This is a genomic window from Alkalibacterium putridalgicola (assembly GCF_040959045.1).
In the GTDB taxonomy this organism is placed as follows: Bacteria; Bacillota; Bacilli; order Lactobacillales; family Carnobacteriaceae_A; genus Alkalibacterium; species Alkalibacterium putridalgicola.
The window spans coordinates 2,264,906-2,287,308 of the sequence record NZ_CP162615.1 but is presented as its reverse complement, the minus strand read 5'-3'; the positions used below and the strand labels follow the sequence as shown (position 1 = coordinate 2,287,308).

At 42.2% G+C, this 22,403-nt stretch carries 18 protein-coding genes and 2 pseudogenes; 17 read left to right on the top strand and 3 right to left on the bottom strand.

Annotated elements, in window-relative coordinates; translation table 11 throughout:
- The first annotated feature begins 20 nt into the window (after positions 1-20).
- From AB4027_RS10890 to AB4027_RS10865, 6 genes and pseudogenes are all read left to right on the top strand, one after another.
- Positions 21-2,204, top strand: a complete 2,184-nt coding sequence (locus AB4027_RS10890) for a PTS transporter subunit IIBC (RefSeq protein WP_368645350.1) — start codon at positions 21-23, stop codon at positions 2,202-2,204.
- Positions 2,205-2,225: 21 nt separating this feature from the next.
- Entirely contained in the window at positions 2,226-3,074 is an 849-nt protein-coding gene (locus AB4027_RS10885) for an endonuclease/exonuclease/phosphatase family protein (protein ID WP_368645349.1), read from the top strand.
- A 235-nt stretch (positions 3,075-3,309) separates the two neighbouring features.
- A pseudogene (locus tag AB4027_RS10880) lies at positions 3,310-3,507 on the top strand (FGGY-family carbohydrate kinase); the annotation flags it as partial.
- A 255-nt stretch (positions 3,508-3,762) separates the two neighbouring features.
- Positions 3,763-4,074: a toxin-antitoxin system YwqK family antitoxin gene (locus tag AB4027_RS10875; RefSeq protein WP_143058693.1), complete on the top strand. Its 312-nt coding sequence runs from the start codon at positions 3,763-3,765 to the stop codon at positions 4,072-4,074.
- Positions 4,075-4,271: 197 nt separating this feature from the next.
- Entirely contained in the window at positions 4,272-5,741 is a 1,470-nt protein-coding gene (locus AB4027_RS10870) for an ABC transporter substrate-binding protein/permease (RefSeq protein ID WP_368645348.1), read from the top strand.
- Positions 5,734-6,459 (top strand): amino acid ABC transporter ATP-binding protein, encoded by a 726-nt coding sequence (locus AB4027_RS10865; protein ID WP_368645347.1) that lies wholly within the window; start codon positions 5,734-5,736, stop codon positions 6,457-6,459. The genes AB4027_RS10870 and AB4027_RS10865 overlap by 8 nt, the downstream gene beginning before the upstream one ends.
- A 615-nt stretch (positions 6,460-7,074) precedes the next feature.
- On the opposite strand, the gene AB4027_RS10860 is transcribed toward AB4027_RS10865, so the two are convergent.
- Positions 7,075-7,704, bottom strand: coding sequence for a trimeric intracellular cation channel family protein (locus AB4027_RS10860; protein ID WP_368645346.1), 630 nt, complete (start codon positions 7,702-7,704; stop codon positions 7,075-7,077).
- A 318-nt stretch (positions 7,705-8,022) separates the two neighbouring features.
- Here AB4027_RS10860 and AB4027_RS10855 point away from each other — a divergent pair, with 318 nt between their 5' ends.
- Both AB4027_RS10855 and AB4027_RS10850 read left to right on the top strand, forming a co-directional pair.
- Positions 8,023-8,307, top strand: coding sequence for a YkvA family protein (locus tag AB4027_RS10855; protein ID WP_368645345.1), 285 nt, complete (start codon positions 8,023-8,025; stop codon positions 8,305-8,307).
- A 181-nt stretch (positions 8,308-8,488) separates the two neighbouring features.
- A complete protein-coding gene (locus tag AB4027_RS10850; protein ID WP_143059437.1) occupies positions 8,489-8,911 on the top strand; it encodes a hypothetical protein in 423 nt (140 codons plus the stop codon).
- Here the strand turns inward: AB4027_RS10850 and AB4027_RS10845 are convergent.
- Positions 8,826-9,746 (bottom strand): IS3 family transposase, encoded by a 921-nt coding sequence (locus AB4027_RS10845; protein WP_091482215.1) that lies wholly within the window; start codon positions 9,744-9,746, stop codon positions 8,826-8,828. The genes AB4027_RS10850 and AB4027_RS10845 overlap by 86 nt on opposite strands.
- Before the next feature lie 17 nt (positions 9,747-9,763).
- On the bottom strand, positions 9,764-10,207 hold the full coding sequence (locus AB4027_RS10840; RefSeq protein ID WP_368644674.1) for an HTH domain-containing protein: 444 nt from the start codon (positions 10,205-10,207) through the stop codon (positions 9,764-9,766).
- Positions 10,208-10,436: 229 nt separating this feature from the next.
- Between AB4027_RS10840 and AB4027_RS10835 the strand changes: the two are divergent.
- The 9 genes and pseudogenes from AB4027_RS10835 to AB4027_RS10795 form a co-directional block, all read left to right on the top strand.
- A pseudogene (locus AB4027_RS10835) lies at positions 10,437-10,958 on the top strand (family 1 glycosylhydrolase); the annotation flags it as partial.
- Positions 10,959-11,346: 388 nt separating this feature from the next.
- A complete protein-coding gene (locus tag AB4027_RS10830) occupies positions 11,347-12,342 on the top strand; it encodes an aldo/keto reductase (RefSeq protein WP_368645344.1) in 996 nt (331 codons plus the stop codon).
- A gap of 36 nt (positions 12,343-12,378) precedes the next feature.
- Positions 12,379-13,248 (top strand): aldo/keto reductase, encoded by an 870-nt coding sequence (locus tag AB4027_RS10825; protein WP_368645343.1) that lies wholly within the window; start codon positions 12,379-12,381, stop codon positions 13,246-13,248.
- Positions 13,249-13,308: 60 nt separating this feature from the next.
- Positions 13,309-13,683 carry a MerR family transcriptional regulator gene (locus AB4027_RS10820; RefSeq protein ID WP_368645342.1) on the top strand — a complete coding sequence of 125 codons (375 nt, stop codon included), beginning with the start codon at positions 13,309-13,311 and terminating at the stop codon, positions 13,681-13,683.
- 215 nt (positions 13,684-13,898) lie between these two features.
- Entirely contained in the window at positions 13,899-15,614 is a 1,716-nt protein-coding gene (locus tag AB4027_RS10815) for an N-6 DNA methylase (RefSeq protein WP_368645341.1), read from the top strand.
- Positions 15,614-16,150: a hypothetical protein gene (locus AB4027_RS10810; RefSeq protein WP_368645340.1), complete on the top strand. Its 537-nt coding sequence runs from the start codon at positions 15,614-15,616 to the stop codon at positions 16,148-16,150. Before AB4027_RS10815 ends, AB4027_RS10810 begins: the two co-directional genes overlap by 1 nt.
- A 123-nt stretch (positions 16,151-16,273) precedes the next feature.
- Positions 16,274-17,797 carry a type I restriction-modification system subunit M gene (locus AB4027_RS10805; RefSeq protein ID WP_368645339.1) on the top strand — a complete coding sequence of 508 codons (1,524 nt, stop codon included), beginning with the start codon at positions 16,274-16,276 and terminating at the stop codon, positions 17,795-17,797.
- Positions 17,787-19,109, top strand: coding sequence for a restriction endonuclease subunit S (locus AB4027_RS10800; RefSeq protein ID WP_368645338.1), 1,323 nt, complete (start codon positions 17,787-17,789; stop codon positions 19,107-19,109). Before AB4027_RS10805 ends, AB4027_RS10800 begins: the two co-directional genes overlap by 11 nt.
- Before the next feature lie 15 nt (positions 19,110-19,124).
- Positions 19,125-22,367, top strand: a complete 3,243-nt coding sequence (locus tag AB4027_RS10795; protein ID WP_368645337.1) for a type I restriction endonuclease subunit R — start codon at positions 19,125-19,127, stop codon at positions 22,365-22,367.
- Positions 22,368-22,403 lie beyond the last annotated feature (36 nt).

Below are 22,403 nucleotides of genomic sequence, written 5' to 3'. Positions count from 1 at the left end.
TAGAATAGAGGAGAAGCATCATGAAAAAGATTATGAATTTTGAATTCTGGCAGAAATTCGGCAAGGCCCTGATGGGTGTTATCGCCGTTATGCCGGCAGCGGGACTGATGATCAGTATCGGTGGGTCGATCCCGCTGATAGATCCGGATCTGCAAGCACTTGTCGCTGTAGGAAGTGTCATTGAAAATATCGGCTGGGCCATTATCGGGAACCTGCACATCCTCTTCGCTTTGGCGATCGGAGGAAGCTGGGCGAAAGACCGTGCCGGCGGGGCCTTTGCGGCCGGAATCAGTTTTATCCTGATCAACCGCATCACGGGAGCAATCTTCGGTGTCACCGGGGACATGCTGGCCGATGAATCAGCAGTTACACAGACCCTGTTCGGCACAGAGATCCCTGTAGACGGCTACTTTGTCAGTGTGCTGGAAGCCCCGGCTCTGAACATGGGTGTCTTCGTCGGGATCATTGCCGGTTTTATGGGAGCTATGGCGTTCAATAAGTACTACAACTTCAGAAAACTGCCGGATGCCTTGTCTTTCTTTAACGGCAAACGCTTCGTCCCTTTTGTTGTGATCCTCTGGTCACTGATTGCGGCCATTGTTCTGTCCTTTGTCTGGCCTGTGATCCAAGGCGGCATCAACAGTTTTGGTGTCTGGATCGCTGAGTCCCAAGACACTGCACCTGTGCTGGCGCCATTTTTATTCGGGACATTGGAAAGACTGCTCCTGCCGTTCGGTCTGCACCACATGCTGACCATTCCGATCAACTATACCCCGCTTGGCGGAACGTATGAAATTTTGAGTGGCGCGCAGGAAGGTGCGCTTGTATTTGGACAAGATCCGCTGTGGCTTGCGTGGGCTAGAGACTTAGTCAACCTGGATCAGATCGGCGACACCAGCACCTATCAGTATGCCATGGAGAACTTTATCCCGGCACGATTCAAAGTCGGCCAGATGATCGGCTCTTCAGGAACTTTGATGGGACTGGCATATGCCATGTACAAAAACGTGGATGCCGACAAGCGCAAGGCGTATAAATCCATGTACCTTTCAGCTGCATTGGCTGTCTTCCTGACGGGTGTCACAGAACCGCTGGAATTCATGTTCATGTTTGCCGCCATGCCGCTTTATGGTGTCTATGCCCTGGTTCAGGGACTGGCATTTGCCATGGCAGATATCGTACCGCTGCGTATCCACGCCTTTGGTAACATCGAACTGCTGACCCGAACCCCTCTGGCTCTTCGGGCCGGACTGGGCTGGGACCTGATCAACTTTATCTGGGTCACCCTGCTGTTCGCTGTGGTCATGTACTTCATCGCAGACTTTTTGATCAGGAAGTTCAAGTATGCGACGCCCGGCCGTAAAGGGAATTATGAAAACAACGGGCAAGGCGAAGCTTCGGGAGAAAAAGTAGATGCGTCTCAGCAGGTCTATGATGTCATTCACCTGCTCGGCGGGAAAGAAAACATCTCTGACGTCGATGCCTGCATGACTCGCCTGCGTGTCACAGTCAGAGATACCGCTAAAGTCGGTCCTGAAGCCAGCTGGAAGAAAGCCGGCGCAATGGGGCTGGTCCATAAAGATACCGGCGTTCAGGCCATTTACGGACCCAAAGCCGATGTGCTGAAATCTGATATCTTGGATGTTCTGGAGTCTAATGCAGTGATACCGGCATCGTCGATCGGTTTAGACGCGTCTTCAGAAAAACCGGCTCATACGGATAAAAAAGAAGCCAAGTCTAGTGTTGAAACCAGCACACAAACCATTTATTCTGTAGCTAACGGTCGCGTCCTTCCTATTACAGAGGTCAATGATCAGGTCTTTTCTCAGAAAATGATGGGTGACGGCTTTGCGGTCGTTCCTTCCGACAACGATGTCGTTTCACCGGTTTCAGGTACAGTGAGCAGCATCTTCCCGACAAAACATGCCATCGGACTGGAAACAGCTGAAGGCCTTGAAGTGCTGGTCCACATGGGGATCGACACGGTGGAACTTGAAGGGGCTGCCTTTGATGTGAAGGTCGAAGCAGACCAGACCGTTGAAGCCGGCCAGTCCCTGGCGACCATGTACCGCAGTAAAGTAGAAGAGGCAGATAAAGACACCTCTATTATGGTCGTCTTCACGAACCTTAAAGAAAATCAGTCGTTCGAACTGACTGCTGACAATGATGTGAAAGCCACAGACCGTATCGGTCGCGTGAACTAATTTAGTCAAGGAGAGTGTGAAATGAAGGTCCTGACTCTGAATACCCATGCATGGATGGAAGAGGATCCTTATGATAAAATCAAAAAAATCGTCGACAGAATTCAGGCGCAAGCCTATCGTTTCGTCGCGCTTCAGGAAATCAACCAGTCACTGGATGCAGAAGTGACAGCGGATCCCGGCTTCATCAAAGCGGGAGGCGATGACCCGAGTGTGCCTGTCAAAGCCGACAACTTTGCCCTGCTGATCGTTGAAGGATTGAGGGCGAGAGGTCTGGATTATTACTGGAGCTGGACGGCCAATCATATCGGGTATGACATATATGATGAAGGTGTCGCGATCCTCTCTCAGCTGCCATTTGAAGCAGAAAGCCTTCTTGTATCAGACTGCCAGGATTACGCGCATCATTATACGCGTCGTGTCCTGAAGGCTTCGGTCAAAGAAGTGCCTGACAAATGGACGGTCCTTTCCTGCCACTATTCCTGGTGGAAAGACGGGGAAGGCCGTGAATTGTTTAAGAACGAATGGACTAAAACGCTGAGCCTGCTTGAAGCCGATGAAGAAACCTCACTCTTAGTCATGGGTGACTTCAATAATGAAGCATCGATACGAGAAGAAGGTTATGAGTTGGTCAACGTGACGGCCCCATTCTTGTTGGACAGTTATACTGAAGCGATGGAAAAAAACGGAGACGCGACAGTGATCAGCGCCATCGACGGCTGGAATGATCATCCGGACGAAAAGCGGATCGATTACATCTTTACAGATAACAGAAAAAGGGTCGACCGCTACCGGGTGGTCTTTGATGGTCGGAACGGTCCAGTCGTCAGCGATCATTTCGGCATCGAAGCAGAAATTACTGAAAACAACTAAATAAAAGCTGAAACCTGCAGCGACTTAGCAAAGTCATCCTGCAGGTTTTTTTGCCGCAATAAAATGGTCTGGGGATAGTCCAAGTGATATACTAAATGTATGAAATCGTTCGATGAAAAATTTAGAAACAAAAACACTGGGCGGTAATGCCTGTGCCCTCACGACCGAGAAGATGACTGGAACTCAGCCCGGATCAGGAGGCTTGATCTTTCATTCTTAGTTATCGGGCGGATGTGCGCCGTCACGGAATGCCAACTCAGGAGAGTCTATCTATGGACTGGCCATGTATCATAAGAGAGAACATATGCTGCGTGCCGTTCTTGAAGGCATCAATATGAATTTATATACAGTCTTTAGAGCTCTTGAAGAAGTCATCGGCCGGCCCACCAAAATACATGCCACCGGCGGCTTCGTCAAATCAGACACTGGCTGATGTCTTTGACCAGGAGGTGCATTTTTCGGAAACAGTTGAAAACGTCTGTCTGGAGCTGCTGTTCTTGGCTGGTATGTTTAGGAGAGATCAAGGACTTATCTGAAGTGGAAAGATGGTCGATACCAGGACAATCACTGAACCGTATCCTGACAGTTTAGCTGCGTATCAGGACCTATTGCTCATTTAAGTAAGACTTAGCCGTCTGTTTGAAGTGGAATATGACAGTCTCACTTCCTTTCGGGAAAATACAAGTAAGTGAAAAGGAGAGAAGAAGGGAACCCTTCGACTAATATGCCGGATAAACAAACGTATGCCAACGGACAGAAAGTTTATGAACTGAACGGAGACACCCTGACGTATTACTTCATCGATGGTACAGTTAAATCCAAAGGAACCTATAATGATGAGCAGATGGAGGGGGAATGGGTCTTTTACCGCAAGACCGGGGAACTGTGGCAGGTCGGTCAGTTTAAAGGCGGTCAGAAACATGGACGCTGGATCCGTTACTCTAGAGACGGAGAAATCGAATACGATGAAGAATTCAGAGCAGGAAAACAAATCAAATAATAAAAAACGGAAAAGGAATGAGCTCAGACTCATTCTTTTTTTTGCATGTTTATTTAATTTTATACATTAAAAATACATATAAAGTATGAAAACGTTATTAATTATTCTTTTTTAACTTATATATTGCATATTTATATCGACGATGGTATGATTCTTTCTAAGTTGCTCAACGAAAGACAACAAAGGGGAGAATAAGAATGAAAAAAAGTGTATATGTCGTACTTACTTTATTGCTTGTTCTGACAGGTCTGTTTATACCGTCAGAAGAAGTTGCAGCAGAAGATGGCGCCGCTCTGAAACGTGTTCAGGACGAAGGCGTACTGGTCGTGGGGACCAGCGCGGACTTTCCACCGTTTGAATTTTATGCGGAGGTAGACGGGGAGCGTCAAGTCGTGGGGATGGACATGATGATCGCCCAGAAGATCGCAGACGATTTGGGTGTTGAACTGGAGATCCAGGATATCGGCTTTGACAGTCTTTTGCCTGCTCTGGAAGCACGAAATGTCGATATCGTCATTGCGGGGATGACGCCGACAGCAGAGCGCCGTAAGAGTGTCGACTTTTCAGAAATATACTTCAAGACATTTCAGAATATAATGGTGAGAGCTGAAGATGAGGAAGTTTATACTTCTCTGGAATCGCTCAAAGGATTGCCTATCGGTGTTCAGTCCGGCTCGCTTCAGGAAGGCTTGGCGGAACAGATAGAAGATGCTGAACTCATGAGCTTGACTAGCCTGAGCGATTTGCTGCTGGCTTTGAAAACAAATCGTATCGAGGCCATGGTCATGCAGGGGCCTAATGCGGAAGCACATGCCGGTAATGATGAGGATTTATTTACCTTTGTCGGCGAGTTTGAAATGGAAGACGACGATGCAGGGTCAGCTGTCGCTTTCAGACAAGGCGAGGATTCACTGGTCACTGCAGTCAATGAAAGCCTGGCTGAAATCGCAGAACAGAACCTGACAGACGACTACCTGGTAGTGGCCGGCGAATATATGGCTCAATCTGAGGATGCCGAAGAAGCAGATTCGAGTTTTCTTTCAGAATACTGGGGATATTTCTGGGATGGGACAAAAATCACGCTTTTGATTTCTTCAGCTGCGGTCTTTTTCGGACTTATATTAGGGATAGTTTTATCTCTGATGCGTTTATCTAAAAATGTCGTGCTGAAATCTTTAGCTGTTGCCTATATTGAATTCGTCCGTGGGACACCTTTGCTGATCCAAGTCATGTTCATCTACTTTGCCTCAGGATTATTTGTGAATCTGCCGGCACTGGCTGCAGGGATCATCGCTGTTTCACTCAACTCGGGAGCCTATATTGCTGAAATCATTCGTGGGGGATTGAATTCAGTGAATAAAGGACAGGAAGAAGCGGCGAGAAGTCTGGGGATGAGCAAAAACGATTCACTGCGTCATATCATTTTCCCTCAGGCCATCAAAAATATCTGGCCGGCTCTGGGAAATGAATTTATCACGATCATCAAAGAATCATCCATCGTTTCCGTCATTGGTGTAGGGGAACTGATCTTTCAGACACGTGTCGTCCGTTCGATCTCCTTCCAGGGGATCCTACCTCTCTTCATAACGATGATGGTCTACTTTGTCTTGACCTTTAGCCTGACTAAACTACTGAACTTCTATGAGGGGAGAATGAACCATGATTAAAGTGAATCACCTAAAGAAATCATTTGGAAAGAATGTTGTCCTGAAAGATATCAATGAGGAATTCAATCAGGGGGAAGTCGTCGTGGTCATCGGGCCATCGGGTTCGGGGAAATCAACGTTTCTGCGCTGCCTGAATCTGCTTGAAGAACCGACTGATGGGGAAGTCGTGTTTGAAGGAACGTCCTTGACTGGACTGAAGGAAAAGGAATTGAACGAGCTGCGTCAGAAGATGGGCATGGTTTTCCAGCAGTTCAATCTGTTTCCGCATAAAACGGCACAGGAGAACCTGACGATCGCTCCCGTCAAGTCAAAAGGGATCTCACAGGCTTCTGCTGAAAGGAAAGCAGTGGATCTGTTGAACCAGGTGGGACTGGGCGATAAAGTCGCAGCCTATCCAGCGAGTCTTTCCGGCGGTCAGCAGCAGCGTGTCGCAATCGCCCGTGCTTTGGCGATGGATCCGGATGTGATGCTGTTTGACGAACCGACTTCGGCTCTCGATCCGGAGATGGTTGGTGAAGTATTGAAGGTCATGAAGGATCTGGCCCAGTCGGGGATGACGATGGTCGTCGTGACTCATGAAATGGGCTTTGCAAGGGAAGTGGCAGACCGCGTCCTGTTCATGAATGACGGCTATATCGTGGAGCAGGGAACGCCTGAACACATTTTCACGCAGCCGACGCATGAACGTACCCAGGATTTCCTGGCAAAAGTATTATAATTCTGATGGAGCACAAGGTCTTTTATGGACTTTGTGCTTTTTTTGAATAAGGTAGTGCTTACTGGGAATAGGTATCTTAGATTGAGTAAGTTTGTCTGCTTATAGGGAACGAACAGGCCGAAGGTGAGCCTGTTCGGTCATTAGACGTTTCTTGACGCTATTGACCGGCCGAAGTTGGCCCCGGTTCTGCAGCTAGGAGATGCAGGACTGAACAAACATGTCGAAGACGCTCATCTTCGGTAAGTAGAGCTGGTTATTCTTTGTGTATCAGCTGAAGTGACCGAAAGTTCGGTCGATACAAAATAAATTGAACAGCGAACGAGCCGAAGAAGCCCAAGTTCGGTGTGTACAAAAGCGCGCCGCTTTTCTAGGGACCGAAGTCGAGTGATGTTCGGCTTCGTGATCACACAATATGAGGCGTACGCGCTGAATCGGTGGATCTTCGGCTTATCCCAGGCCCATTTCTTGATGAACGAGCCGAACCAGTTCCAAGACCCCAGCATGATCTTTATCTGTCCACTAGGAAAATAGTTTCTTAAGCATAAGAAAAGCACTTTTGCCTGAACCGATTCCGGTCCGAAACAAAAGCGCTTGTGTAGTCAGTTTGTTAAAACGTTATTCTTCGGGATCGAAGCCGATTCGCTTCTGTGCAGAGAAATAATGAGGAAGCGTCCATTTATAGTAGACAGAGGCAACTCGAAGCGCGATGAGAGCAACGAAGAGGACCGTTACGACGTAGGGCCCGCTGATCCAGCCAAGTCCAATAAACAGACCAGCAAAGGCGGCCCACAAAGCATAGATTTCTGAATAGAAGATCATGGGTTTGCGTCCGGCGAGCAAATCCCGCACCATTCCTCCGCCGGAACCGGTCAAAACAGCGGCAGTCACGACGGCAACTAATGGCGCATCGATCGAGACGGCATAATTGGCACCCTGAATAGCAAACGCAGCCAGTCCTACGGCATCGAAAAAGACGGCAGTGTGTGTGAAGTGTGATTTCCATTTATGCGGGAAGAAAAAGGCAAAGGTAATTGAAACAAAAGCGATGATAAATAAGTTTCTTTGTATCCATATCCCTTCGACAGAAGCTCCTAAGAGCAAGTTCCTTATCGTCCCGCCGCCAAAAGCTGTGGTGAACCCAAGGATATAGGCTCCCAGCAAGTCATAGTTTTCTTCTGAAGCAACCAGCGTCCCGCTTATCCCAAACGCGATGGCACCCAATATATCCAGTACAGCCCAATTCACTTGACCACTCCTTAATCCTTGATTATTTAAACTTATTCGCAGCAGCGCAGTTATTCATGAGTCAAAATAAATCATAACTTAAGTCACGCTCTAACTATTCTAGCCCTTTACGTTGAGAAAGTCTAATAGGAAGCAGTCGAAGGAGCGATAAAGAAATGCCGAGCTTTCAGTTATGAGGTCATGAAAGATAGTCCTTAAGACTGATTTATTCTATCTATGGTTGATGTATACTAATACTGTACAAAAAATACCTAGGATGCTGGTAACCAATAACTAGCCAACTGACGCGTATCACTACGCATGAAAGGATGCTGAATGATGAAACTTCACAAAAAACAGAACAAAACACCAATGAAAAAAATTAAATCATTAGCTATGTCTCTTTTTGATGCCAAAGTCGAAACGAAAAAGAAAGTGATGGTCGCAGGGATCATTCTATATATCCTGAGTCCTGTCGATATCATTCCAGACTTCATTCCAATGGTGGGGTATGCAGATGACATCATCCTGCCTATCCTACTGCTGGTCGCAGAAAGAATGCTTTCCGGAGACAGCGAGCCTGAACCGGTCACCGTCCGGAAAGAAGCTGAAAAAGTCGACTGATCATTAAAATGTGAAAAAGCCCCTTCTACTTAGTAAACTGGACCCCATGTCAAGGACAGTTTGATAAAAACCCCTTATAATTTATTATCGCTCCTTCTATGATAACGTCATAGGAGGAGCGATAATACGTTTAAGCCTGGATCAATACTTAGATTTTGGGTGGGGATTATCCAACAAAAAAATGAATAAGAAGGATTTTAATAGCCTAGAAACCCTTGGTTTCTCAATCTTTAGAGACATGCATACAGAACGCGTTTATCCAAACTGGATGTTACGTTATTTTGAAACATTGACTGAAAGCGAACAGAGGGTGTACTTCCACTCCTTTCGCCAGGTGACTGATCAAATGTATTCCGAAGATTATTTGATTGATCGGTTGAAATGGATTTTAAAATATCCAGCTATCGAAATGGAATACGACCTCTATGTTCATGCAAAACTGGATTTAGATTTTTATTATCCTGCTGTTTTCAAACCCGAAAAATGGACACAATTAGAGGAAAAATATTTTGATCGCTTTAATGAGGATATTCTATCGGTACTTGAATCTCAGGAAAATCAGGCGTTTTCACCAAATGACTCAGGGGATACACACCCGTTTTAAAATAATCATAATATTGATTAGGAGATAATTTCGCCAGTTTCCACTGATAGCGTTCTGTATTATGATAATCCATATAGTCATCAATAATGGGGTGAAGGTCTGAGAACGCCTCAACATCACCAAGATAAGCTATTTCGTCTTTCATGTGTCCAAAGAAGGATTCTTGGGGAGCGTTATCCCAACAGTTTCCTCTTCGTGACATAGATTGACGCAGTTCTTTATCCGCGAGTAATTTTTGAAATTTTATACTTGTATAGTGAATGCCCTGGTCGGAATGGATCAGGGTTTTCTGTTGTTTTGAAATGTCATGGTTGATCAAAAGGTCTTCAATCATCTCTAAAACAAAATCAATACTTAAGGATTCACTTAATTGATACGCTAAGACCTGGTTCGTGAATGCATCAATCACGGCAGATAAATAAGCTTTCCTTCCTCGCCCGTAAAAGAGATAGGTGATATCTGTTAAGAGGATCGTTCGTGGACCGTAGGCTCTAAATTCTCTGTTAACGAGATTAGGTTTTAACGCATGTTCCTGGCGTACTTTTGCCATGCGCTTATACGGATTCGGTTTTCTTATAGGGCAGAACAGTCCAAACTTTCTCATTAAGCGCTGGATTTTCTTCCGGTTCATGAGTATCTCCATGTGTAACAGTCGCATATGGATCCCTCTGGATCCTTTATCATAGCCGCGATGTGTATAGGCTTCAAGTATCAAATTAAAATCGTGCTGATCTTGTTCTTCTTTTTTCTTTCGACTCTCTTCAGATTTCAACCAGTTGTAATACCCCGAACGTGAAACTAAAGCAATCTCACATAGCCATGATATATTTAACAAATTATGATCTCGTTTTGTTAGGTCTTTAATGAGTTGGAATTTTTCTTGTGTGAAGCCCTCTTGGCCTTCCGATGGATAAAATTTGTTTTTTTTAGGGCATCTATCTGTTGTTTTTGAAGGGCGACTTTATGTTTCAAGTGTGCGATTTCTTCTTCTTGAGTTCTTTCTTTAGTACGGGGTCTTCCACTGGATTCACTACGTAAATCCATAAATCCTTCTGGGCGATGGCTCATATTTTTAATTCGTCTGGAAAAAGTCTTTATACGGTCTTTCCTTAACGCTATCACATCAAAGTCTGCGTCTCTAAAAATTTGCGTAGGTCCTTTTCCGAGAGCTTTTTCTTTAGCGAAATGGTCTTTGAATGCCTCTGAGTAAGTTACTGCTTTAGTTGATGCTTTCTCTACAAAAGGATTTTCTTCAAGTTCTCTTCGCTCTTCCTCTGTAAAATAATTTCTTCCCATGTCAACGCTCTCCTTTGAACTCATATAGTTGGGTTCATTATACAATAAAGAACCCTATAAAATAGAGAACGAATAAGGGTTTTTTATCCGTGTCTATTCTATAGGGTCCAGTTTATAGCTAGAAGGGGCTTTTTTGAATGAATGGCTCGTTATCTATAGGACTTGAGCTGATATTGAAGAAAACTCCTTAAGATCCACCTTAATCTTAAGAAGCAGCAGTCAAAACGGTACTGTCGACTTTATTTCATTCAGCTATTATATGTCCCGTACAGACAAGAAAAATAAATCACCTGAGGAAATGGGTCAGGGAAATCTTATCGGAGGCGTTAAAAATCCATTCCTTGAAGCGAGTGACTGGGGCTGGGAAATCGATCCGGTCGGTCTACGTATCTCCTTGAACGAATTATATGGACGTTACCAGAAACCGCTGATGATCGTTGAAAATGGTCTGGGTGCTTATGATAAAGTCGAAGAAGACGGATCCATTCAGGATGACTATCGTATTGATTATCTGAGTGAACACATTGCAGAAATGAAAGAGGCGGTCAAAGACGGCGTGGACGTTATCGGTTATACGAGCTGGGGCTGTATCGACCTGGTCAGTGCCTCGACCGGTGAATACGCCAAGCGTTACGGTTTCATCTACGTCGACAAGCACGATGACGGATCCGGAACGATGGAACGAAAGAAGAAAAAATCATTTGACTGGTATAAACAAGTCATTGAGTCAAATGGTGAAAATCTGAAATAAATAGTATGACCTTAGCACTGACAAAAAAGACTATATAGTCGGTTTTGTCAGTGCTTTTTCAGAAAGAGCATACGCGCTGCTTTGCGCGTATGACCCCCTTGTATCGAATCAGAGTCAGCAGTCTGAAACGTCAGAAGTGAGACCGAATAAGTCGTTTACTTCTGAAGATTCAGGCCGAACTTCAGGAGTCTGGAGAATATATAGTGAAACTCCTGAAGTTCAGATATTATCTTAAGGAGTTTCAGAAGGAACAGCCGTCACTTCTTAAAATAACGGTTAGGGATAAGAAAATCTGACACTTATCTTAAAAAAGACCAGAGTTTTAGTTGACTTAAACCCAACTTTAAGTGGTAAAGTTAACATATCAAATCAAAGGAGAGTGCGATACATGAAAACGGTAAAATTCGGCAATACAGGAATGGATGTCACCCCCATTTGTCTAGGTGCGATGAGTTTCGGGGATCCGGAAAACTGGATCCACGACTGGGTCTTGAAAGAAGAAGACAGCCGCAAGATCATCAAGCACGCTTTAGATTTAGGCATCAACTTTTTTGATACGGCTAATGTCTATTCCAAAGGAGAAAGTGAACGTATCTTAGGCAAGGCCCTAAATGACTTTGCTGAGCGTGAGGATATCGTTGTGGCGACCAAAGTCCACGGATCGATGCGGGACAAGCCTAATGGCGGCGGTCTCTCACGCAAGAACATCATGCATGAGATCGACCAGTCGCTCGAGCGTCTGGGAATGGATTACGTGGATCTCTACATCATTCACCGCTGGGATTACGACACACCGATCGAAGAAACGATGGAAGCTCTTCATGATGTGGTAAAATCAGGAAAAGCCCGATACATAGGGGCTTCAGCCATGTTTGCCTGGCAGTTCCAGAAAGCTCAGTATGTCGCTGAGAAGAATGGCTGGACGAAATTCGTGTCGATGCAGAACCACTATAACCTCTTGTACCGTGAAGAGGAACGCGAGATGAATCCGCTTTGTGAGGATCAGAAAGTTGCTCTGACGCCATACAGCCCGCTGGCATCTGGACGTCTGGCGCGTGACTGGTCAGTGGAAACGGAGCGGTCAAAAACAGATAAAATTCAGGAGATGAAATACGGCAGTACCGAAGAACAGGACAAGCGCATTGCGGATCGCGTTGGCGAATTAGCCGAGAAAAAAGGCGTGCCCCGTGCTCAAGTCGCTTTAGCCTGGCTTTTGCATCAGCCGCAGGTCGTTTCACCGGTCATCGGTGCGACCAAAGCAAAATATATCGATGATGCCGTCGCCGCTTTAGATATCTCATTGACTAAAGAGGAAATGGACTATCTGGAAGAACTGTATGTGCCGCATCATGTGGTGGGTGCTAAGCCTTATCCGAATAACTGAAATCAACTGTAAGAAAATCCGAGGAGGAAAAGAATAATGGAAACAATCAAACTGAACAATGGACTGGAAATGCCTTTACTTGGCTTTGGGGTCTTTCAAATCCCTGATGAAAACGAATGTGAACAGGCAGTACTTGATGCACTGGAAACAGGGTATCGTCTAATCGACACGGCGCGTTCATACACGAATGAAGAAGCGGTAGGCAGAGCGATCAGAAAGAGTGGCGTACCAAGAGAAGAGATTTTCCTGACAACCAAACTCTGGATCGAAGATGCCGGATACGAAAGTACCCTGGCTGCGGTCGACGAAGCCCTGGAACGCCTGCAGATCGATTATATCGATCTCTATCTCATTCATCAGCCATACGGCGACGTTTATGGCTCATGGAGAGCGATGGAAGAACTGAATAAAGAAGGCAAACTTAAAGCGATCGGCGTAAGCAATTTCCATTCAGACCGCTTAGTTGATCTGATCCTGCATAATGACGTGACACCGGCAGTCAATCAAATCGAAACCCACCCATTCTATCAGCGTAAAGAAGATCACGCTGTCATGGAAGAATACGGTGTCGTGCATGAATCATGGGCCCCTTTTGCAGAAGGAAAAGATGATATCTTCAATAATAAAACACTCGTCGAGATCGGTAAGAAGTACGATAAAACAGCAGCTCAGGTCATCCTGCGCTGGCTGACTCAGAATAATATCGTTGCGATACCAAAATCTGTACACAAAGACAGAATCGAACAGAACTTCAACAGTCAGGACTTTACCTTGTCTGAAGAGGACATGAACAGGATTTCTGAACTGAACGAAGGACAGTCTCTCTTCTTTGATCACCGTGATCCTGAAATGGTCAAGCGGTTATCAGGCGTATCGATCGCAGACCGTGAACAGCAGAAAAAATAGAACGTCTAGACGCTGCGCTTAAGTGATAGACTTAAAGCGAATGTTAAGGAGGAACGATATATGAATATATCCACGGTCGCTAAAGAAATGAGTTTAAGTCCGTCAACCATTCGCTATTATGAAAGCATCAACCTGCTTCCGCCTATCAAAAGGAACGAAGCGGGCATCCGGACCTTCAGCGAAGACGACCTGAAGTGGATCGATTTCATTGCCTGCATGAGAACTGCGGGACTGTCGCTGGATGTGCTGAAGCGCTATACGGACCTTGTTCGTGAAGGCGACGATACCCTTTTAGAACGCAAAGAGATCCTAATAGAAGAAAGAGAACAGCTTTTGAAGAAAAAAGAGGAAATGGAAAAAGTCCTCGACCGTCTGGATTACAAGATCGAAGACTACGAAGGCAAACTGCTGATTAAAGAGCAGAAGATGGTTTAAAAGATAAGTAATAGCAAGTGAAAGAACTCAGTTCATATGGATAATCTATCGGTTAGATGTGGAATCTAACAGGAAAAAGATTATTTGTGATCTGAGTTTTTTTATTTACAATGAATAAAAAATAAAAGAAAAGTTAAAATGGTTATTAAAAACCATTTACTTATTTTATTATATGGTTTATAATAACCATATAATAAAAATTGGAGGCGTTAATTTTGGATAAAACATATTTTGAAGAATTGAAGAACCAAACAGAATACGAAAAAGCTGCAGATTTCTTTTTAGATTTAGTAAGAGGGCAAATCAGAAAAGAAGAATATTTAGATATTGTTATTTCGGCTTCTACTTTGGCAATAGCTTTAAAAGAGCAGAATGATGTTTCCCCTGTTGAAGAAATTAATAAAGTATTAAAAGATGAAACGGTTTTACGAAGTTTGAAAGCAACATGGGAAAGATTTTCGAGAGAAATTAAAGAATATTCAGAGAAATATACTATCGATGATTTGAGAGGTGTCGTTCTGTTTACAGAACCACGTTTGTACTCTGAAATAAATGTAAGCCAAACACCTGAAGGCATCGTGAATCTGGCTATTAAATTGTTGGATATATCGAAAAGTGATAAAGTACTGGACCTGGGATCAGGAGGCTCTTCTTTCTTAATGCAAGCTACATTGGAAAGTAAGACTAAAAATAATTATGGCGTGGAATTAAATCAATCAAATATAGTTATCAGTAAGTTACGACAGTATGTTACCCAGCTTCCAATTGAGATCATATCAGGTAATATGATTAGTAAAGATTATAGTCACTTAGAAGCAAATAAAGTGTTTTCGGATTTTCCTTTCGGGATGAGATATAGACAATTAGAAGAATACATGAAACATAATAAGAAATTAAAAAGTTATTTTGAGGAATCAGGGCGAACTGTCTCTGGAGATTGGGTTTACGCTATGGCCGCTTACTTAAATACTAAGCAACCAGGACGAACTGTCTTTTTAATGAGTAATGGTGGAACATTTAATTCTGGGGACACAGAGTTTAGACGTCACTTGATTGAGCAAAAAGTTATAGAAGGAATCATCCAACTTCCTGCCAACTTGTTATCATCAACGGCAATTCCAATCACAATGGTCGTTTTGAGTGAGAACAATACAGACGTAAAAATGGTTGATGCCTCTGAAATTTATACATCAGAGCGTAGAAAGAATGTACTAAAAGAGAAAGATATTCAAATGATATTAGATGCGTATGATAAGAAAAGTGAAATTAGTAGAGCAGTAACACATGAAGAAATCAAAAATAAGGATTATATTCTATATAATCCTCACTATATTGGGTTAGAAGATATAGTCCATGGAATAGAGTTAGATGAAATCACTTCGAACATCAGTAGGGGCTCAATGATTAAATCAAGTGAATTGGATGAATTAATAAGCGATCAGGAAACTAATTATCGTTACTTGATGCTTCAGAATATTCAAGACGGTAGAATAGATTCAAATCTCCCCCCATTAGAGAGAATTGATGACAAGCATGAGAGATATTGTATCAATGATAAAAATCTGATTATTTCAAAAAATGCACCTTTTAAAATCGCTCTTGCTCATGTAGAAGAGGATGAAAAAATACTAGCTAACGGAAATCTTTATTTCCTAGAATTGGATGAAGAGAAAATAAATCCTACATTCGCTCTTGCCTATTTACAAAGTGAGAAAGGTCAATCTCAACTCAACCGATTATCTAAGGGATCAGTCATGAAAAATATCAGCATTAAAGATTTGAAAAAAGTACAAATACCTAACTTGGATAAGAAAAAACAAGATGAAATTGCTGCCGAGTACAATGAACTAAACGAACGATTAATTATGCTTGAGAAGCAAATAGAACTTGTTCGAGAAAAGAGAAAGAATCTTGTGGAGGAGGGAATATAATGGTTGTGACGAGTGATATCTTGCTCGATATTATTACAGAGGCCTCATATCGTTTCCAAAAAGAAATTAAGAAAGCTAATGATAATAATCGAATACAAGAGTATTTAACTGGTTTAGGTATGGAAGATTTAATGCCGGAAGTAGACCCAGAACCAATATATGATACATTTCCAGATGGTAAGATCTTAATAATCGGTGATTCCAAAATTGGTGAGAATATAATAAAGGGTTGCTTAAAAGACTTAGGCATAGATAAGGGGCGAGTAGAGTGTTATTTGGATTACTCGAAAGCAACCAATAAAGACTTTACATCTATTCAATACAACCCTAATTATCGTTTAGTTTTATTCGGACCGCTCCCTCATTCCATGAAGGGTAAGGGAACGAACTCCAGTCTTATCACACACATGGAAAATACAGACGGTTATCCAAAAACAATTCAGCTCAGAAGTAATGATAAGTTGAAAATTACTAAAACAAACATCAAAGAAGCAGTGACTGATGAGATATACAAAGGATATTTATATATTAGTTAAACGTTTGATTAACAATATTTTAATAATAGAATTGAATAAGACTGTGAACACACGTACAATAAGGATAACTATACTTATATTAAGTACACTAAAAATTTGAATAGATTGATGGAGGAGAAAATAATGGTAGAGCAAACAGGTAACATTGGTTTTGAGGAAACACTTTGGAAAGCGGCAGATAAGTTACGTGGCAGTATGGATGCATCAGATTACAAGTATGTTGTACTGGGACTACTATTCTTAAAATATATCTCAGATAAATTTGAGACCAAGCACGATGAACTAGTTGAGGAAGGTATGGGATTTGAAGAAGACCGAGATGAATACGCGGCAGAAAACATATTCTGGGTACCAAAAGAAGCACGTTGGTCGTATATTCGTGATAATGCCAAAGATGAGAAAATCGGACAGTATATTGATGATGCCCTCATTTTAATCGAAAAAGAGAACCCTTCTTTAAAAGGTGTCCTGGATAAACGTTATGCCCGTCCAGAATTGGATAAGCGACGTTTAGGTGAGCTGATCGATTTAATTTCTACAATCAAGCTACATAAAAACGGCGAACAGGATTTACTTGGACGTGTCTATGAATACTTCCTAGGCCAGTTTGCTTCAGCTGAGGGGAAGGGCGGCGGAGAGTTCTACACGCCGGCCAGCGTAGTTAAAACCCTTGTAGAAATGATTGAACCATACCGTGGCCGAGTATATGACCCATGCTGTGGATCGGGCGGCATGTTTGTTCAAAGTGAAAAATTTGTAGAAGATCATCAAGGACGCGTAGAGGATCTATCTGTTTACGGGCAAGAGTATAACCCTACAACTTGGAAGCTCTGCAAGATGAATATGGCTATCAGAGGTCTCGAAGCAAATTTAGGAGACCACTATGCAGACACCTTTCATAATGACTTACACAAAACATTGAAAAGTGATTTTATTTTAGCAAACCCGCCTTTTAATATCAGTGACTGGGGCGGAGAGCATTTAGTTGATGATGTACGCTGGAAGTTTGGAATTCCTCCAAAAGGGAATGCCAACTATGCATGGCTTCAACACATCCTTTATCACTTAGCGCCAAATGGAACAGCCGGCGTGGTCTTAGCTAATGGATCGTTAAGTTCGAATACTTCTAATGAAGGTGAAATCAGAAAGAACTTACTTGAAGCCGATATGGTGGATGCAATTGTTTCATTGCCTAGTCAGCTATTCTATTCTACACCCATTCCAGTTTCTCTATGGATACTAAGAAAAAACAAAAATGAAACTGGAGCTCAAAGAGAAAGAAATAAGGGAGTATTATTTATAGATGCTAGACAGGTTGGTAATCTTGTAGATCGTACTCATCGGGAATTGACAAGCGAAGATATTGAAAATATAGCAGGAACATACCATGATTGGCGTAGTAAAGAGGGTGAATATGTTGATGTCCAAGGATTCAATAAAGCAGCAACTCTTGAGGAAATTAGAAAACATGAATATGTATTGACTCCAGGACGTTACGTCGGCATTGAAGAAGTAGAAGATGACGGTATTCCGTTTGAAGTTAAAATGGATGATATGACTGCGGAATTAGCAGAACTATTTGCAAAATCACACCACCTAGAAGAAGAAATCAGAAAGAATCTAGGAGGAATAGGATATGACTTTTAATAATTGGGAAAAAGCACTATTGAAAGATGTAATGATATTTAATCCTAGAGAATCGATCAAAAAAGGAACGATGGCTAAAAAAATTGGAATGAGTAGACTAAACGAATTCAATAGAACAATTGATGGATATGAAGTAACTGAATTTAAAAGTGGTACAAAATTCAGAAATGGGGATACACTATTAGCAAGAATTACCCCTTGTTTAGAAAATGGAAAAACTGCACAAGTAAGTGTATTGGATGATGGGGAAGTAGGTTTCGGATCCACTGAATTTATTGTATTAAGAGAAAAAGAAGGATTAACTGATAAGGATTTCATATACTATTTAGCAATTTCTGATAACTTAAGACAAGTAGCAATAAAATCAATGACAGGAACGACTGGAAGACAAAGAGCACAAAAAGATGTTTTAGAAAACACTAGTATATCTTTACCATCACTTCAAGAACAAAAAGCCATAGCAAACGTTCTCTCCACTCTTGATGAAAAGATTGAAGTAAACAATCAAATCAATGAAACGCTAGAGAATATGGCACAAGCCTTATTTAAGCAATGGTTTGTTGACTTTGAATTTCCGAATGAAAATGGTGAACCTTATAAGTCTAGTGGTGGAGAGATGGTTGAAAGTGAAATAGGATTGATTCCAGAAACATGGGAAATAGGAAACCTATCGAAATTTGTTGATAACATAATTGGTGGCGACTGGGGAAAAAACACACCACAAAAAAATTATAAGGAAAAAGTCTATTGTATTCGTGGAGCGGATATTAATGAACTTAATAAGGGAAACAGCGGAAAAGTTCCTATTAGATTTATATTGGAAAAGAATTTAAACAAAAAAGAACTTCAAGATGGAAATTTAATAGTAGAAATTTCGGGAGGAAGTCCCACACAATCTACTGGAAGAATTGGCTATGTATCTAAGGAATTGTTAGATAGATTTGATGCTCCAGTAGTGTGTACAAATTTCTGTAGATCTATTAAATTAAGAAATGATATATATCAAGAGTTTTTTTATTATTTTTGGAAATTTTTATATGATCAAAAAATATTCTTTAACTTTGAAAATGGGACTACAGGGATAAAGAATTTAGACTTGAGTTCTTTATTAAATAATTATAATGTAGTTATTCCCGAATTACATTACATTAAAAAGTTCAGTTTTATTGCAAAGGAAATAAACAAAAATATAAAAGTGACTGGATTGCAGAATAAAAAGCTTCGTGAAATAAGAGACACCCTTCTCCCTAAACTCATGTCTGGAGAGATCCGTGTACCTTTAGATGAACTGGAAGAGAGTATGACTCAATAGAAAGGAGGTTATTTCATGAGTTTGTTCGAGCACTTTACAGAAGATTTTTTAGAAGAAGCAGCGATTGAGATTTTAGGTAACTTAGGTTATGAGTATCTGTCAGGCGTAGACATTTCTCCTGGCGGGAGCCAGGAGGAACGCCATGACTTTAAAGAGGTTTTGCTTTCTATTCGAGTCAAAGAAGCCTTGAGACGGATCAACCCTGAATTACCACAAGAAGCATTGGATGAGGCTTATAGACAGCTGATCACCTTTAACAGTCCACTGCTTGAAGAAAACAATCGCTATTTCCATCGTCTACTGACGGACGGGATGGAAGTCAGCTTCAAGAGTAATGGAGAAATACGGACAAAGCGAGCCTATATTGTTGACTTTGAACATATGTCAAACAATGAATTTTTAGCGGTCAATCAGTTTACAATCGTAGAAAAAGAAGAACGACGTCCGGATATAATTCTGTTTGTTAACGGACTACCGCTTGTGGTCATAGAACTGAAATCGGCCAGCGATGAGCAGGTAGGTATTGAAAATGCCTATAATCAAATACAAACATATAAACGGGAAATACCATCGCTCTTTTACTACAACGCGTTTAATATCATTTCAGACGGAACGAACGCTAAAGCTGGCACCATTACATCCAGTGAGGAATGGTTCATGAACTGGCGAACCATCGATGGTGAAACGATCGAACCACTATCTAATCCTCAATATGAAGTGTTGTTCAACGGCATGCTGCAAAAAGAACGTCTGTTGGATATCATTCGCCACTTTATCGTCTTTCAGGAATCCTCTGAGATTGAAAAAGACGACAACGGCAAACGGATTGGTGACAAGAAATCAGTCGTAAAGATCCTGGCTGCCTATCATCAATATTTTGCAGTGAAAAAGGCCTTAACGAAAACGAAAATCGCCACACAAGAAGAGGGGGACCGTCAAATCGGTGTCATCTGGCATACACAAGGATCTGGGAAAAGTTTTTCCATGGTCTTCTATACTGGCGGCCTTGTCAGACAGCTGAATAACCCGACGATTGTAGTCATTACCGATAGAAACGACTTGGATGACCAGCTGTTTGCGACTTTTTCTAAATCAAAAGATTTACTTAGACAAACACCTAAACAGGCACACGTTAGAAAACTGTCAAATGCAGAGAAGACAAGTTCGTCGTCAAATTCGACTGAAAAAAATGGATTGTATGATCTACTTAACGAACGTCAGTCGGGCGGGATCATATTCACGACAATTCAGAAATTCAAACCGGATAACGAAGATATGCCTGTTCTGACAGACCGTAAAAATGTCATCATCATAGCGGATGAAGCCCACCGAAGTCAGTATGGACTGGAAGCTAAAACGGATACTAAAACAGGTGAAGTGACGTATGGCTATGCCAAGTACTTAAGAGATGCTCTTCCTAATGCTTCTTTTATTGGCTTTACAGGTACACCGATCGATTTGGAAGACCGCTCGACAGTCGCAGTCTTTGGACACACCATCGATACCTACGATATGACACAAGCCGTAGAGGACGAAGCGACCGTTCGTATATATTACGAGAATCGTATCATTAAGTTAGAGAGTAACGAAGAAGAACTGAAAAAAATCGATGATGAATTCGAAGAGGTCATGGAAGGTCAGGAAGACACTGAACGGGATAAAAACAAAGCGAAATGGTCCCGCATGGAAGCCATTGTCGGCTCGCCTAACCGTGTGAAAAAAATGGCAGAGGATATCGTCCAGCACTTTGAAGCCAAAGAGCAGGCGATGGACGGGAAAGGTATGATCGTCTGTATGAGTCGAAAAATTTGTGTGGACTTATACGATGAAATCACTCGTATCCGACCTGGATGGCATGACGATGATGTCAACAAAGGCAAGATTAAAGTTGTGATGACCGGGAGTGCAGCCGACAGCGAGCGTCTTCAGAAACACGTCGGAGGCAAGCAGCGCCGAGATACGTTAGCTAAGCGCATGAAAGACAACTCAGACGAACTGAAGCTCGTTATCGTCAGAGACATGTGGCTGACAGGTTTTGACGTACCGTCGATGCATACGATGTATATCGATAAGCCGATGAAAGGTCATAATTTAATGCAGGCGATTGCGCGTGTTAACCGTGTCTTCAAGGAGAAATCCGGCGGGGTTGTTGTTGATTACATCGGTATACTTGAAAGTTTGAAACAGGCATTGAACCAGTACACGACAAGTGATCGTAAAAATACCGGGATCGATACTGAAGTAGCCATTAATATTATGGAAGAGAAACTGGAGATTGCTCAAGACATGATGCATGGCTATGATTATTCAAACTATATGGGTGATTCAAAGGTTGAACGCATGCGTGCCATAGCTGGTGGAATGAACTTTATCCTTGGAAAGCCTGAAGATGAGCAGAAAGAATTCAAACAGATAGCGTTAGAACTAGGCAAAGCTCATTCACTATGTGCAGCAACAGATGTCGGAAAAAATCGTGCGCTAGAAGTGAGTTACTTCAAAGCTGTCAGAGCAAGTTTAATCAAGATAAAAGAGACAGGAAAGTCACCATTATCCAAAAGAGAAATGGATGCTCGAATCAGACAGATGCTTGAGCGCTCGATTATTTCAGAAGAAGTTATTGACGTCTATGATGCATTGGGAATGAAACGACCAGAAATGTCAATTTTGTCTGAAGAATTCCTTGATGAAGTTAGAGAAATGAAAGAAAAGAATCTGGCTGTGGAAATGCTCAAGAAACTGCTTGAAGGAAATATTAAATCCATAGAAAAACGGAATGTCGTCAAGTCGGAGAAGTTTTCTGAACGGTTGACTAAAACACTAAATCGCTACCGCAATCAGGCGATAACCAATGCAGAGGTAATGGAAGAACTCATCAAGATGGCTCATGACATTAAGAAAATGCATGATGAGGAAAAAGACTTAGGATTAAGTGACGATGAAATAGCCTTTTATGATGCTTTAACTTCGGATGATATTGTCAAGAAGATGATGGAAGATGAAACACTCAAAAAGATTGCTCATGAACTGACTCAGGCCATACGCAAAAACATTACTATTGACTGGAGTGTCAGAAAGAGCGCACGGGCAAACATGCGCGTAACAATCAAACGACTACTCAAGAAATATGATTACCCACCAAAACAAGCAGAAAGTGCCATATTCATTGTCATGAAACAGGTAGAAAAAATGGCAAGTAATATGTACAAAGAAAAAGTCTGGATGGATAGAGTGGCAGAAGACGATCAAGTGGATTATTAATTTAGATTAGAGGGGTGCTGATGCATGTACCTCTCT

What these genes read in the sequence shown, in the direction of transcription:
- AB4027_RS10890 (WP_368645350.1), top strand. Translation starts at nt 21, where the DNA reads ATGAAAAAGATTATGAATTTTGAATTCTGGCAGAAATTCGGCAAGGCC.
- AB4027_RS10885 (WP_368645349.1), top strand. Translation starts at nt 2,226, where the DNA reads ATGAAGGTCCTGACTCTGAATACCCATGCATGGATGGAAGAGGATCCT.
- AB4027_RS10870 (WP_368645348.1), top strand. Translation starts at nt 4,272, where the DNA reads ATGAAAAAAAGTGTATATGTCGTACTTACTTTATTGCTTGTTCTGACA.
- AB4027_RS10865 (WP_368645347.1), top strand. Translation starts at nt 5,734, where the DNA reads ATGATTAAAGTGAATCACCTAAAGAAATCATTTGGAAAGAATGTTGTC.
- AB4027_RS10855 (WP_368645345.1), top strand. Translation starts at nt 8,023, where the DNA reads ATGAAACTTCACAAAAAACAGAACAAAACACCAATGAAAAAAATTAAA.
- AB4027_RS10850 (WP_143059437.1), top strand. Translation starts at nt 8,489, where the DNA reads ATGAATAAGAAGGATTTTAATAGCCTAGAAACCCTTGGTTTCTCAATC.
- AB4027_RS10840 (WP_368644674.1), bottom strand. Translation starts at nt 10,207, where the DNA reads ATGGGAAGAAATTATTTTACAGAGGAAGAGCGAAGAGAACTTGAAGAA.
- AB4027_RS10830 (WP_368645344.1), top strand. Translation starts at nt 11,347, where the DNA reads ATGAAAACGGTAAAATTCGGCAATACAGGAATGGATGTCACCCCCATT.
- AB4027_RS10825 (WP_368645343.1), top strand. Translation starts at nt 12,379, where the DNA reads ATGGAAACAATCAAACTGAACAATGGACTGGAAATGCCTTTACTTGGC.
- AB4027_RS10820 (WP_368645342.1), top strand. Translation starts at nt 13,309, where the DNA reads ATGAATATATCCACGGTCGCTAAAGAAATGAGTTTAAGTCCGTCAACC.
- AB4027_RS10810 (WP_368645340.1), top strand. Translation starts at nt 15,614, where the DNA reads ATGGTTGTGACGAGTGATATCTTGCTCGATATTATTACAGAGGCCTCA.
- AB4027_RS10805 (WP_368645339.1), top strand. Translation starts at nt 16,274, where the DNA reads ATGGTAGAGCAAACAGGTAACATTGGTTTTGAGGAAACACTTTGGAAA.
- AB4027_RS10800 (WP_368645338.1), top strand. Translation starts at nt 17,787, where the DNA reads ATGACTTTTAATAATTGGGAAAAAGCACTATTGAAAGATGTAATGATA.
- AB4027_RS10795 (WP_368645337.1), top strand. Translation starts at nt 19,125, where the DNA reads ATGAGTTTGTTCGAGCACTTTACAGAAGATTTTTTAGAAGAAGCAGCG.